Annotated in this window: 12 protein-coding genes and 1 riboswitch; of the genes, 8 read left to right on the top strand and 4 right to left on the bottom strand. The window is 65.8% G+C overall.

The features are described 5' to 3' along the window. A partial coding sequence (gene pyrC / locus ACK543_RS05065) for a dihydroorotase (RefSeq protein ID WP_409941760.1) occupies positions 1 to 684 on the bottom strand: 684 nt, incomplete at its 3' end. A 134-nt stretch (positions 685 to 818) separates the two neighbouring features. Between pyrC and ACK543_RS05060 the strand changes: the two genes are divergently transcribed. Next, positions 819 to 1,451: a trimeric intracellular cation channel family protein gene (locus ACK543_RS05060; protein WP_409941759.1), complete on the top strand. Its 633-nt coding sequence runs from the start codon at positions 819 to 821 to the stop codon at positions 1,449 to 1,451. On the opposite strand, the gene ACK543_RS05055 is transcribed toward ACK543_RS05060, so the two are convergent. Next, complete coding sequence (locus tag ACK543_RS05055; RefSeq protein ID WP_409941758.1) at positions 1,402 to 2,730, bottom strand: D-amino acid dehydrogenase; 1,329 nt, start codon at positions 2,728 to 2,730, stop codon at positions 1,402 to 1,404. The two genes, ACK543_RS05060 and ACK543_RS05055, sit on opposite strands and share 50 nt — an antisense overlap. Before the next feature lie 100 nt (positions 2,731 to 2,830). Continuing rightward, positions 2,831 to 2,951: riboswitch (glycine riboswitch) on the bottom strand. A gap of 269 nt (positions 2,952 to 3,220) precedes the next feature. Next, positions 3,221 to 3,952: a helix-turn-helix domain-containing protein gene (locus ACK543_RS05050; protein ID WP_409941757.1), complete on the bottom strand. Its 732-nt coding sequence runs from the start codon at positions 3,950 to 3,952 to the stop codon at positions 3,221 to 3,223. A gap of 207 nt (positions 3,953 to 4,159) precedes the next feature. Here ACK543_RS05050 and ACK543_RS05045 point away from each other — a divergent pair, with 207 nt between their 5' ends. From ACK543_RS05045 to ACK543_RS05015, 7 genes are all read left to right on the top strand, one after another. Beyond that, complete coding sequence (locus ACK543_RS05045) at positions 4,160 to 4,921, top strand: hypothetical protein (protein ID WP_409941756.1); 762 nt, start codon at positions 4,160 to 4,162, stop codon at positions 4,919 to 4,921. A gap of 135 nt (positions 4,922 to 5,056) precedes the next feature. Then, positions 5,057 to 7,003 (top strand): MFS transporter, encoded by a 1,947-nt coding sequence (locus tag ACK543_RS05040; RefSeq protein ID WP_409941755.1) that lies wholly within the window; start codon positions 5,057 to 5,059, stop codon positions 7,001 to 7,003. A gap of 204 nt (positions 7,004 to 7,207) precedes the next feature. Beyond that, positions 7,208 to 7,684, top strand: coding sequence for a YiaA/YiaB family inner membrane protein (locus tag ACK543_RS05035; protein ID WP_409941754.1), 477 nt, complete (start codon positions 7,208 to 7,210; stop codon positions 7,682 to 7,684). An 84-nt stretch (positions 7,685 to 7,768) separates the two neighbouring features. Further along, complete coding sequence (locus ACK543_RS05030) at positions 7,769 to 8,254, top strand: hypothetical protein (protein WP_409941753.1); 486 nt, start codon at positions 7,769 to 7,771, stop codon at positions 8,252 to 8,254. 136 nt (positions 8,255 to 8,390) lie between these two features. Further along, complete coding sequence (locus ACK543_RS05025) at positions 8,391 to 9,194, top strand: DUF2145 domain-containing protein (RefSeq protein ID WP_409941761.1); 804 nt, start codon at positions 8,391 to 8,393, stop codon at positions 9,192 to 9,194. 126 nt (positions 9,195 to 9,320) lie between these two features. Then, positions 9,321 to 10,373 (top strand): serine endopeptidase, encoded by a 1,053-nt coding sequence (locus tag ACK543_RS05020; protein ID WP_409941752.1) that lies wholly within the window; start codon positions 9,321 to 9,323, stop codon positions 10,371 to 10,373. A gap of 396 nt (positions 10,374 to 10,769) precedes the next feature. Further along, positions 10,770 to 11,324 carry a hypothetical protein gene (locus ACK543_RS05015; RefSeq protein WP_409941751.1) on the top strand — a complete coding sequence of 185 codons (555 nt, stop codon included), beginning with the start codon at positions 10,770 to 10,772 and terminating at the stop codon, positions 11,322 to 11,324. A gap of 265 nt (positions 11,325 to 11,589) precedes the next feature. On the opposite strand, the gene ACK543_RS05010 is transcribed toward ACK543_RS05015, so the two are convergent. Further along, positions 11,590 to 12,111 (bottom strand): hypothetical protein, encoded by a 522-nt coding sequence (locus ACK543_RS05010; RefSeq protein WP_409941750.1) that lies wholly within the window; start codon positions 12,109 to 12,111, stop codon positions 11,590 to 11,592. Between the last annotated feature and the right edge of the window lie 327 nt (positions 12,112 to 12,438).

Genomic DNA, 12,438 nt, shown 5'->3' with positions numbered 1-12,438 from the left:
GCGGTGCACCTCGCGCTTGAGCACGGGCAAACAGTAGTAATGCGGCCGCATGCCGCCGATGAACAGAGCGTTGCGGTTGTAGAGCAGGTGGTGCGCGGTGATGGTGGCGGCGGTGCGCTCGTCCGCGCCGGCCACGTACTGCGCCGCCTCCTTCGTGGTGATGTGCTCGAACACCACCTTGAGCTCGGGAAAGTCGCGCCGCAACGGCTGCATCACGCGGTCGATGAAGACGGCCTCGCGGTCGAAGAGGTCGATGTCGGCATCGGTCACCTCGCCATGCACCAGCAGCAGCAAGCCCTCGCGCTGCATGGCCTCCAGCGTAGCGCAGGTGCGGCGCACATCCGTGACCCCCGCGTCGCTGTTGGTGGTGGCCCCGGCCGGGTAGAGCTTGAGCGCCACCACGCCGGCCTCGCGCGCACGGCGGATTTCCTCGGGCGGGGTGTTGTCGGTGAGGTACAGCGTCATCAGGGGCTCGAAGCGCAGGCCGGCGGGCACCGCCGCCAGGATGCGCTCCCGGTAAGCCACAGCTTGCGCTGCCGTGGTCACCGGCGGCTTGAGGTTGGGCATGATGATGGCGCGGCCGAACTGGCGCGCCGTGTGCGGCACCACGGCCGCCATGGGGGCGCCATCGCGCACGTGCAGGTGCCAGTCGTCGGGGCGCTTCAAGGTGAGGGTGTCGGTCATCCGAGCATTCTCGCCGCCGGCGGCTGGGCCCCCTCAGGCGTCCTCGATACTTGCGCCGTGATCGCCCTCGGCATTCAGCACCCATCGTGGCTACCGGCCGCCCAGGCGGCTGAAGTGGCGTCGGGAAGGACGCCTTGAACAACGCCATCACCTTCATCGAGGCCCTGGCCACCCTGGCCTTCGCGCTGTCGGGCCTGCTGGCGGCGGCCCGCAAGCGGCTGGACGCCGTGGGCGTGGTGGTGGTGGCGGGCCTGGCCGCCTTCGGCGGGGGCACGCTGCGCGACATCCTGCTGGACCGTCGGCCCTTCTTCTGGGTGACGCATGCCGACTGGCTGTGGGCCTTGCTGGCGCTGTGCGTGGGGGCCATGCTCTTCCTGCGTGCGCGGCACTTCGGTGTGACCGAGCGCGCCATGCAGTGGCCTGACGCCCTGGGCCTGGGCCTGTTCACCGCCGGGGGCACCGAGATCGCGCTGGCCAACGGCATGCCCGCCATCGTGGCCGTGCTCATGGGCATGGTGACGGCCGTGTTTGGCGGGGTGTTGCGCGACATCGTGTGCAACGAGATCCCCAGCGCCTTTCGCGACCACCGGCCTTATGCGGTGTGCTCGTTTGCCGGTGGCTGGGTGCTGATCGGCGTCCAGCAAGCAGGGCTGCCGGGCGAGACGGCCCTGGCCGCCGCCGCGCTCACCGCCACGGGCCTGCGCGTGCTGGCTCTGGCTACAGGCTGGCAGTTGCCGCCTTGGCGGGCGGACGAGACCCGGCACTGAACGGGCGCTTCACGCCCGTGAACGCGAAGTCCACCTCCGGCGCGAGGCCGGCCACGATGCGGGCGATGCTCTTGCCCGAGCCACAGGCGTGCGTCCAGCCCAGCGTGCCGTGGCCGGTGTTCAGGAACAGGTTGCCGAGCTTGGTCTTGCCGATCAGCGGTACGTTGCTGGGCGTGGCGGGGCGCAGGCCCGTCCAGAACTGGGCTTGCGTGGCGTCGCCCGCGCCTGGGAAAAGCTGTTCCACCCGGCGCACGATGGCGTCGCAGCGCACCTGGTTGAGGTCGCGGTTGTAGCCGTTGAGCTCGGCCGTGCCCGCAATGCGTAGGCGGTCGCCGCCGCGCTCGCTGGTGTAGCGCGAGAACACCAGCTTGAACTCGTCGTCCGTCAGGCTGACCTGGTGGGCCATGCTCGCGTCCTTGACCGGCATGGTCACCGAATAGCCCTTGGCCGGATAGATGGGCAGGCGGATGCCCAGTGGCTGCGCCAGCAACGGGCTGAACGAGCCCATGGCCAGCACAAACGCATCGCCGCGCACACGCTCGAAGCGGCCTTCGGCATTGGTCACTTCCACATGGTCGATGTGGCCGCCCACCTCGCGCAGCGCGGTGATGTGGTGGCCCATGCGGAACTTCACGCCCGCGGCCTCGCACAGTTTGGCCAGTTCGCGCGTGAACTGGTTGGCATCGCCGGATTCATCTTCGGCCGTGTAGGTAGCGCCCGCCAGTTGGGGGCGGATGTGCGCCAGGGCAGGCTCGATGCGCACGGCCTCGTCGGCACTGATCACCTGGCGCTCGCAGCCCAGGGCGCGCATCTGCTCGGCCGGAGCCAGCGCACCGTCGAACTCCTTGGCGTTGGTGTAGAAGTGCAGGATGCCCTGCGTGCGCTGGTCGTACTGGATGCCGGTGGCGGCGCGCAACTGCTGCAGCGTGTCGCGGCTGTAAGTGCCCAGGCTGACGATCTGCTCGATGTTGTGGCGGGTGCGGGCCGGTGTGCAATTGCGCAGGAACGACAGGCCCCACAGCCACTGGCGCATGTCGGCGCGCAGGCGAAACAGCAGGGGGGCATCTTCTTTACCCAGCCACTGCAGCACCTTGATCGGCGCGCTGGGGTTGGCCCAGGGCTCGGCATGGCTTACCGAAATCTGCCCGCCGTTGGCAAAGCTGGTTTCAGCGCCGGGCGTGCCCTGGCGGTCAATCACGGTCACTTCGTGGCCGAGTTGCGAGAGGAAGTAGGCAGAGGTCACGCCGAGCAGGCCGGCACCCAAAACGATCACGCGCATGATTTTCAAGCCTTTCAGGGCTGTCGCGCTTGATGGGTGTGGGGTTGCAGCTATTGAGTCAATAGCAAAAAAACAGCAACCGACGCGCATCCGTCAAGCTGCCGCTCCCCCTGTCCTTGGTACCTGAGAGATTCACCGCTCGCCCACCCGGGCTGCGGCTTGCTCCTTCGGTGCGCCACAGACCCGGTAGTGGGCTGCAGCGGCTCTCCAGACGGCTGAAAAAATGGTGCAGTACGGGACCTGAGCGTGTATGGGAGTTTGCGCCTTCGGTGCATTGGCCGCCGGTGGGGCGGGCCGCTGCTCTCCTGCTGAAAGTTATTCTAGGCCTGTCGGCGCGCTAATGGGTTGCAATCCTTGCTGATGCAATCCCCCCTGCCGCGTTCCAGCAAAAGGGAGGCAGGCGCGGCGGGTTGGTGGCGGTGGGGCCTGTCGGGCTGCGCCCCATCGCTCGCCACGGCGCATCTCAGGCATTCCCAAAGCGGAATGACGCTTACCGCCGCATGTTGGCAAACGCCTCGAACTCCCAGCTGCGCATGGCCAGCAGCAGGGTGTAGCCCTCGCGTTCGCGCTCGGGCAGCTTTTGGTCGGCCAGGTGCTGCTGGGCAAAGTCCTGGGCCACGCGCTGCATGCGTTCCATGAACGCCGGAGCCAGGCCGCGGCTGATGTTGCCGTGCACCAGCAGCACACCTTCGCCCGGGCCGTCAAAGCCGCCGGCAAAGTAGTCGAGCAGGGCGTGCTCGCGAAAGTAATTCATCACCGGGCCGTGCGGTCGCCAGCGGAAGGTTTTGGCCAGCTTCAGGCGGTAGCGGTTGAGGGGGCGCAGTTCGATGATGCCGATGCGGTCGAGCTGGGCCAGGTATTTGATGCCCTCGGCCTCGGTGAGGCGGTAGTAGCCGGTCACTTGCTCCAGCGTCCATTGGCTCAGCACGCAGATCGCCATCAGCAGCAGCTTTTTGTCGGCCACCACGGCTTTTTCCTGCTCGTGGGTCAGTTCTTTGAGCAGCGGCTGGTCTTCGGCCACGCGCCGGGCCAGGTCGGCAAAGTCCAGCGCCAGTGCCCGGCAAATGGCGTCGATGCGCGACAGCGGCATGTCGCCCTTGGCCAGCATGCGTTTGACGCTGGATTCAGCCATGCCCAGGGCCTGCGCCAGGTCGGCGTAGGTCATCTGCGCGGCTTTGAGTTCTTTTTTGAGGGCGGTGACGAGGTCGGCGGTGGTGCTCATGGGTATCGATTATCAATACCAAAAGCGGCATGGGTAGCCTCTTGCGCGACTTTTTGAGGGGTTTGGGGTGGATGGCCTGGACACTGCGCCGATCCCGTTCATCTTGACATCAGGAGCCATTGCATGACCCACCACCACCTTGCGCCGAAACCTATACCCGACGGGAGGGCCCCGAGCGCCCACGTTGCGCCGCCTTTGCCGCAGCCCGTGCGGCAGCCCCTCTTGCGCACCGAAGCCATGCTGCTGGGGCTGGGCCTGCTGTTGCTGGCCCTGGCTTGCCTGGGGCCGGTGCTGCCCGCCAGCCCGCACCAGCATGACTTTGCCGATGGCCGCACGCTGTGGGGTGTTCCGTGTGCGCTGGATGTGCTGAGCAACCTACCGTTTGCGCTGGCGGGCATCGTCGGTCTGTGGGCGCTGCGTCGGGCTCCGCAAGGCGCTCTGGATGCCGTGTCGCACGCGTGTGCCCGGCTGTTTTTTGGCGGGATGATCGCCACGGCCGCAGGCTCCATGCTGTACCACTGGGCACCGGGCGATGCGGGCTTGGCGTGGGACCGCCTGGGCATGGTGCTGCCGTTTGCCGGCCTGCTGGGCCTGGCAGCGGCGGGCCGCGTGAGCGCCCGGGCAGGTGCGCTGGCAGCGGCTGCAGTGTTGCTGGCCGGGCCGCTGGCGGTGGCCTGGTGGGCCCACACCGGCAACCTGCTGCCCTGGGCCGTGGTGCAGATCGGCGGCATGCTGGTGGTGGCGCTGCTGGCCGTGCCCGCGCTGTTCCCGCTGCGCCCTCGGGGGCTGGCGGTGCATCTGGGCGCGGTCATTGGGCTGTACGCTTTGGCCAAGTTGTTCGAGGCCGCCGACCACTCCGTGTTCCATGCCACGGGCTGGATATCGGGCCACACGCTCAAGCATCTGGCTGCCGCGGCAGCGGCCTGGCCGGTGCTGGTGGCCACCAGCCGCCTGGGGCGGCGACCATGATGCCTGGCATAGCGGCACAATGGCGCGCGCACCGGGGATGCCGCAGCGACGTCACGCGACTAACCTGCATTGCCCATCACAATGCACACAACACACACGGGTGCCCTGGCGCCTGAGGGACATGAGGAACAACGCATGAACACCGACGCACGCCACGGTGCCGCTGCCGCACAGCCCGCGCCCACGCACCACGACCCCAACCAGTTTGCCCTGCTGCGCCAGCGCCGCTTTGCACCGTTTTTCTGGACGCAGTTTTCCGGCGCGGCCAACGACAACCTCTTCAAGTTTGCGTTCACCGTGATGGTGACCTACCAGCTCAGCGTGTCGTGGCTGCCGCCTGCTATGGCGGGGCTGGTGATTGGCGCGCTGTTCATTTTGCCGTTTTTGCTGTTCTCGGCCACGTCGGGGCAATTGACCGACAAGTACGAGAAGACCAAGATGATCCGGTTCGTGAAGAACATGGAGATCGCCATCATGCTGGTGGCGGCCTTCGGGTTCATGGCGAACAACGTGCCCATTTTGCTGCTGTGCACCTTCCTCATGGGCGTGCACTCCACACTGTTTGGCCCCGTCAAGTTTGCCTACATGCCCCAGGTGCTCAGCGAGCGCGAACTCACGGGTGGCAACGGCATGGTCGAGATGGGCACCTTTGTGGCCATCTTGCTGGGTAATGTGGCGGGTGGCCTGCTGGTGGCCATTCCCGGTATCGGCCACACCACGGTGGCGGTGGCCTGCGTGGTGGCGGCGCTGGCCGGGCGCGCGGTGGCGCAGTTCATTCCGGCGGTGCCCGCCACCGACCCGGGCCTCACCATCAACTGGAACCCGTTCACCGAAACCTGGCGCAATCTCAAGCTCGCGCACGAGAACATCGTGGTCTTTCGCTCGCTGCTGGGCATCAGCTGGATGTGGTTCTTCGGCGCGGTGTTCCTCAGCCAGTTCCCGAGCCTGGCCAAGGAGGTGCTGCACGGCAACGAGCAGGTGGCGTCGCTGCTGCTGGTGGTGTTTTCCATCGGCATCGGCATCGGCTCGCTGCTGTGCGAAGTGCTCTCGCGCCGCCATGTCGAGATCGGGCTGGTGCCGCTGGGGGCCATCGGCATGAGCGTGTTCGCCATCGACCTGTACTTTGCCTCGCGCAGCCTGCCGCCGTCGCAGGTGATGGGTCTGGCCGCCTTCATGGCCCAGAGCGCGCACTGGCGTGTGATGCTCGATTTGCTGCTGCTGAGCCTGTTTGCGGGCCTGTACAGCGTGCCGATGTATGCGCTGATCCAGATGCGCAGCCAGCCCACGCACCGCGCGCGCATCATCGCGGCCAACAACATCCTCAACGCGCTGTTCATGATCGCCAGCTCGCTGATGGCCGGTGCCCTGCTGGGTGCGGGCTTCACGGTGCCGCAGATCTTTTTGTTCACCGGCATCGCCAACGCGGTGGTGGCGTTCTACATCTTCATGCTGGTGCCCGAGTACCTGCTGCGCTTTGTGGCCTGGGTGGCGTCGCGGTTGGTGTACCGCTTCAAGGTGCAGGGCGATGACAACCTGCCCACCACGGGTGCTGCCGTTCTGGCCTGCAACCATGTGAGTTTTGTGGATGCGGTGCTGCTCATGGCGGCCAGCCCCCGGCCCATCTACTTTGTGATGGACCATCGCATCTTCCGTTTGCCGGTGCTCGGCGGGTTGTTCCGCCTGGCCAAGGCGATTCCGGTGGCTCCCCAAAAGGACGATCCCGCCACCTACGAAGCCGCCTTTGAGCGGGCCGCGCAGGTGTTGCGCGAAGGCGATCTGTTGGCCATCTTCCCGGAAGGCGGCATCACCCGCGACGGGCAATTGCAGGAGTTCAAGGGCGGCATCATGAAGATCATCGAGCGCGCCCAGGCCGAGGGTGTGAACCCTCCGGTGATACCGATGGCGCTGACCAATCTGTGGGGCTCGTACTTCAGCCGTATCGAGCAGGGCGGTGCGATGGTGCGGCCCTTCCGCAGGGGCTTATTCAGCCGCGTGGGGCTCAATGTGGGCGAGCCGATGGAGCCTTCGGCCGTGCAGCCTGCGCTGCTGCGAGAGCGGGTGGCGAAGTTGCTGGCGGACTGACCCGGCCCGCATCCAGCCCCCTGGGCCCTCCGGGGGCATCATGGGCAATGGGCTTCACCGCGTTGCAATTGCCAAAAGTATCGCTAAACGATACCAAACAGGCTGCGCCCCGCCACTGTTGCGGTTCAACACAGACAGGCTGGTGATGCCCGGGCACCATGCGTTCCGTGTTCAACCAACGCCCCCAAGGGGCACCCCAGCGAAATGTCTTTATCTCCCATTGTGGTTCAGCGTGACACCCGGGCCTGGCAGTTCCAGGTGTGGATCTCCTTCGGCATTGCCGTGTTCCTGTGCGCCGTGGGTCTGGCCTGGTTGCCCGGCCAGCAGCTGGAGCAGGTCTTTATGGTGATGGGCTACGTGTTTTGCCTCTCGGCCGCCTTTGCGCTGGCCAAGTTTGTGCGTGACAACGACAGTGCTGCCGCCCGCGGCGCAGGCGACACGCCGCTGTGGAAGCTGGTGGTCTGGGGCGGCTTTGCGGTGGCCATGGGCCTGACGGGCTGGGGCCTGCTGGGCATGGACATCAACGTGACCTACAAGGCGTTTCTGGGCGTGAGCTGGTTGTACCTGATCACCACCGCCTTCACGCTGGCCAAGATGCTGCGCGATCGCCACGAGGCCGACCAGCTCGAAGCCCGCCTGCAGGGCCGCCGCGAAGCTGCGGCTGCTGCCCGGGCTGAGTAAGTCCTCGTCCGATCCCTTCATCCAATCATCCATTCATCTTTACCCGGAGCCGGTCCTGCCGGTTCCCGTTTCAGGAGACGTTTCATGCAGAGCAAACCTCATGGGGACCGCGCCGCAGCCCGCCGCACGCTGATTCCCGCCCTGTTGCTGGCCGCTGGTCTGCTGTGCGCTGCGGTGGCACCGCCAGCCCGTGCGCAAAGCGAGGCATCAGCGGCGCTGTCGCTGCTGCCGGTGGCCTCGGTGGTGGGCACGGCCTCGGTGGCCTCAGCGGCTGCGGGTGCGGTGGTCACGCTGCCCGCAGCCCTGTCGGTGGGCGGCGCGATGCTCACGGTCAAGGCGGTGGAGGCTTCTGCCGTGGGCACGGTGTACCTGCTGGAGCGCGCCTCCGACGGGGCGCAGGTGAGCGTGCAGGTGGCAGGCCGTGGCCTGGCAGGTTCGGCCTACGCCGTGGGCACGGTGGTGACCTGCAGCGTGATCGGCACGGGCGTGGTGCTGTCGGTGGCGGGTGAGGCCCTTGCGTTTGTGCCCAACGCGCTGGGCCGCGCGCTGCTGCACAACGAGCGGCTCTGACATGCAGCACATCCCCCTGAGCCGCTACGCGGCATCCTCCTTCTCTCCACGCGCTGCGCGCTCCGGAAAGGGGGGCAATGCCCTAGCTGCGGGGCGGCCCTTGCTGGGCAGCTCTGGCCTGGGTCGCGCCCGTTTCATGGACCGTGGACTCACGGTGCTGACCGCTGCGTTGCCACTGATCCTGATGAGCCCCGCCCACGCGGGCCGATCGTGCGAGGGCAAAAAGCCCACCGTGCAGGTGATCGAGCGCGGCATGAAGCTGGCCGAGCAGACGTCTGCCGCGCTCGATGCCGAGCATGCCAAGTCTGGCACGCGCGTGGTGGTGCTGGGCCGTGTGGGTCAGGACCTGAGCAAATACAGCCTGCGCTACTCGCACATGGGCTGGGCCTACAAGACGGCCGAGGGCCCCTGGCGCGTGGCGCACAAGCTCAATGAATGCGGTACGGCCGTGGGCCACCTGTACCGCCAGGGCCTGGGCGAGTTTTTTCTGGACGACCTGTGGCGCTACGAGGCCGTGTACGCCGTGCCCGCGCCCGAGGTGCAGCAGCGCATGCTGGCGACGCTGCAGGAGACCGGCCGCGTTCGCACGCTGCAGCACGCGCCATACAGCATGGTCAGCTATGTGTGGGGCCGCAAGTACCAGCAGTCCAATCAGTGGGCGCTGGAAACGCTGGCCCTGGTCATGGAGCCGGCCACCGTGCAGACGCGCGAGCAGGCCCAGGCATGGCTGCAGTTCAAGGGCTACACGCCCACCACGCTCAAGCTTGGCCCGCTGACCCGCATGGGCGGCCGTGTGGGCTCGGCCAACATTGCGTTTGACGACCACCCGAACGACAAGCGGTTTTCGGACCGCATCGAGACAGTGACGGTGGATTCGGTGCTGGCGTGGATGCAGCGCACGCAATTGGCGGCAGCGCCCGTGGTGGTCGCGACCAGGTAGCCACCGGCGCTGCCCGCTGGAATATGGATAAAAATTGCCACTCGCGCCTGATGACGTAGCCTTTGATGCTATTTAAATAATAGCATTTTGGCCGTGGATGACTGTGCTCCCTGAAAGAAAAACCGCATGAGCAAATCCCTGCGTCTGTCTGAAAAATGGTTTCGCCGCGGCCTGTGGCTGGTGGCGTTCGTGTTTGCCGGTTTCCTGATCGGGCTGGGCGGCACCATTGTGGGTGATCTGCCCAAGGTCGAGGCGCCGCTGGAGCTCGATGATTTTCTGGACCACAACGCGGCCCAGGCGCTGCGCGACCAGGTCAAGGCGGCGCGCAAGGCCGAGCAGGAGGCGCAGGCGGCGCTGGAGCAGGCCAGTTTGCAGCGCAGCAAGGCCGCCAGCGAAAGCCGGGCCGAGCGCGAGACGTTCAGCAACTGGCTGGCCACCCGCAGTGCCACCCAGCGCAGCGACCAGGACCCCGAACTCATCCGGCGCACGCAGCGGCTCGATGCCTTGAAGCAGACGGAACTGACCGCCCAGCGCGCGCTGGAGCAGCAGCAACAGGCAGCCCTGGATGCGCGCCAGAGCGCTGCGGCCATGCAGGAGCAACTTAGCCAGCTGGAGACCAACGGCTACGAGAAGATGGCCGCCGAGCGTCGCCAGGTCGAACTGCGGGTGTTTCTGTACCGTCTGGCGCTCACGCTGCCGCTGCTGGCCGCTGCGGGCTGGCTGTTTGTCAAGCAGCGCCAGAGCACCTACTGGCCTTTTGTGTGGGGCTTCATCTTCTTTGCGCTGTTTGCCTTCTTTGTGGAGCTGGTGCCCTATCTGCCCAGCTACGGCGGCTATGTGCGCTACGTGGTGGGCATTGCGGTGACGGCGGTGGTGGGGCGCTACGCCATCCTGGCGCTCAACCGCTACCTGGAGCGCCAGAAGCTGGCCGAGTCGCTGCCCGACCAGGAGCGCCGCAAGGAACTGAGCTACGACGTCGCCCTGGCCCGCCTGGCCAAAAGCGTATGCCCCGGCTGCGAGCGACCGGTGGACCTTAAAAACGAGAAGATCGATTTTTGCCCGCACTGCGGCATTGGCCTGTTTGATCGCTGCGGCGCATGCTCCACCCGTAAAAGCGCGTTTGCACGGTTTTGCCACGCCTGCGGCGCGGGCGCGGGGGTCAAGCTGGCCAGCGAGTAGCCGGGCCACGCAGCCGACAGGTGAAGAGGCGGGCCGCTGGCACCCGCGAGAGCGTCTGGGGTGGCCTGGGCCAATCGGGTGCTGGAACGCTGAGGTCGCCACCCGCGCAGGGCGCTGCCGCGTGGTGCGGCCTGCCCTTGCGCCTACGGCGTACGGCGCCACCAGATCCGCCCCCACTGCCTGCGCAGCACCCTCGCCACGCGCCAGCCGCCTCAATGCCGAGCCCACACTCTTGGTTAAACTGGTTAAACCTGAGACCAGTGAGAGCCGTTTGACAGCGAGGGCTGCGACCATTGGGCCGAGGGCTCTGAAACAGCGCACCCACGCGAGGTTTATGCAGCGCTTCCCATTCGCCCGAATTTCTATCCGTTGTTTTTTTACCTTAAGGATATGCCCATGTTTTCTTTATGCACCCGTTTGGCGCTTTTGGCCGGATTGAGCTTTGCAAGCGCAGCCCAAGCTGAGCTCACTAACATCAGCACCAACGCCCTTCAATCCCAAAACACCGAGACTTCAGGTTGCACCATTGTGGGGCGTGGTGGCAAATCTTTGAATGGATTGAAATATCTCGTTATTTTGGCCGAGGGTAAATCGTCTGACTCCGATCCGACCCTGATTGTGAAAAGCCTGAATCTAAATCCTGCAGTGACTCTCACAAATGACAACTGGCGTGACCCGACGGTCCAAAATGGTGTGCCTTTGCCTTTTGTTGACTTCTCCCCGCTATTGCGAGCCCCTGCCAAGTTGACCGACTCAGCCGTGTTAATCTATGTAACACCCGATGTCGCGCTCTGTGCGTTCTCTAAAGAAAAAACGGGTGGGGATGCCTTGCGTGCAGTGTCCGTGTCCATCACCGATGTAACGGGATATATCCAAGGTGCAACATCTCTTGAATTGAAAGAGGAAGCCATTTGGGATGGCGTGAGCCCAGCCATGGGCGTTTTGCGCTGATCCTTTCGTTGGTCAAGCCATGCCGTTTGCCCCGCCATGACACGTGGTGGGCAAGCGGCTCTTTTCAGGGGACATCCAGAGGTGGCGTGCGCAAGGGCGGCCCACCAACGCGGCAAGGAGCCTCCTCAATGCAAGAGCGCGTTTGCACGTTTCTGCCACGCCTGCGGCACCGGGGCCGGGGTCAAGCTGCCAGCGAGTAGCAGCGGTCACGCGCTGGGCTGGCGAGAGGCGAGGCGGCAGTCGGCGTCGCCTGTGAAAACCGCGCTTACCCGCGCGTGCGGCGTCGCCAGGACTTGGCCCACTGCCTGCGCAGCACCCGGGCCACGCGCCAGGCCCAGGTGGCGCGGGCGCGCTCCAGCACGGCATGCTTGGCACGCGTCCACCCGGCGTAGAAGGCGGCAAACCAGCGCAGCCGCATCAGCGCAGGCTGCGTGAGGGTGAACAGCCGCGCCACCACCGCAGTACCTACCAGCTTGGCCAGCACAATGATGACCATGCCCAGCACCACATGCCCGCGCCCCATGGCCCCCAGCGCCAGCAGCTTGACCGGCAGCAGCAGTACCGTGGGCAGGGCAAACACGGCCACCGCAGCCCAGGGCGGCAGACTGCGCACCCAGCCCTCCACCCAGCGCAGCCCGGGCCAGCGGCCGATGCGGGCGAGCAGGCGCTGCAGCGGCTCCCAGCCCCATTCCTCGAACAGGATGACGAGCGCCAGCAGGCCGCTGGCCAGCCCGGTCAGGATGCGGCCGGGCCAGCGCAGGATGTGGTGCCACCATTTAGAAATCATTTCGTAGTGCCGCGCCCGACTATTGTTGGTTAAACCTAAAAACGGCAGTTGACCGCTTGTCATCTTGCCGCACACCGCGTGGGCTCGGGCCTTGGGTTGTTTTTGCAGCCTCACCTTTGGGGTGACAGCGCTATGCACTTGCCAGCACCGCTTTTGGAGCGCCATGCGGTGTTGGGCCACCCTGCCGGCACGAGCCTGCCGCGTCGTCGCGCCTTGCCTGGCACCCCAACAGCAGCGCTGGCAAATGCATCCAATTGCCGTTTTTATTGAGTCGGCACCTTTGAACTTGAACCAGCCGTTCGGGCTGAGCCTGTCGAAGCCTTGCGC

The organism is Acidovorax sp., assembly GCF_046341535.1.
Classification (GTDB): Bacteria; Pseudomonadota; Gammaproteobacteria; order Burkholderiales; family Burkholderiaceae_C; genus Acidovorax.
Note: the sequence above shows the minus strand (reverse complement) of the source record. Positions and strands in the feature narration are given on the sequence as shown.

Bases quoted from the DNA above. Each gene is read 5' to 3' on its own strand.
- ACK543_RS05055 (WP_409941758.1), bottom strand. From the start codon at position 2,730: ATGCGCGTGATCGTTTTGGGTGCCGGCCTGCTCGGCGTGACCTCTGCC.
- ACK543_RS05050 (WP_409941757.1), bottom strand. From the start codon at position 3,952: ATGAGCACCACCGCCGACCTCGTCACCGCCCTCAAAAAAGAACTCAAA.
- ACK543_RS05040 (WP_409941755.1), top strand. From the start codon at position 5,057: ATGAACACCGACGCACGCCACGGTGCCGCTGCCGCACAGCCCGCGCCC.
- ACK543_RS05035 (WP_409941754.1), top strand. From the start codon at position 7,208: ATGTCTTTATCTCCCATTGTGGTTCAGCGTGACACCCGGGCCTGGCAG.
- ACK543_RS05030 (WP_409941753.1), top strand. From the start codon at position 7,769: ATGCAGAGCAAACCTCATGGGGACCGCGCCGCAGCCCGCCGCACGCTG.
- ACK543_RS05025 (WP_409941761.1), top strand. From the start codon at position 8,391: ATGGACCGTGGACTCACGGTGCTGACCGCTGCGTTGCCACTGATCCTG.
- ACK543_RS05020 (WP_409941752.1), top strand. From the start codon at position 9,321: ATGAGCAAATCCCTGCGTCTGTCTGAAAAATGGTTTCGCCGCGGCCTG.
- ACK543_RS05015 (WP_409941751.1), top strand. From the start codon at position 10,770: ATGTTTTCTTTATGCACCCGTTTGGCGCTTTTGGCCGGATTGAGCTTT.
- ACK543_RS05010 (WP_409941750.1), bottom strand. From the start codon at position 12,111: ATGATTTCTAAATGGTGGCACCACATCCTGCGCTGGCCCGGCCGCATC.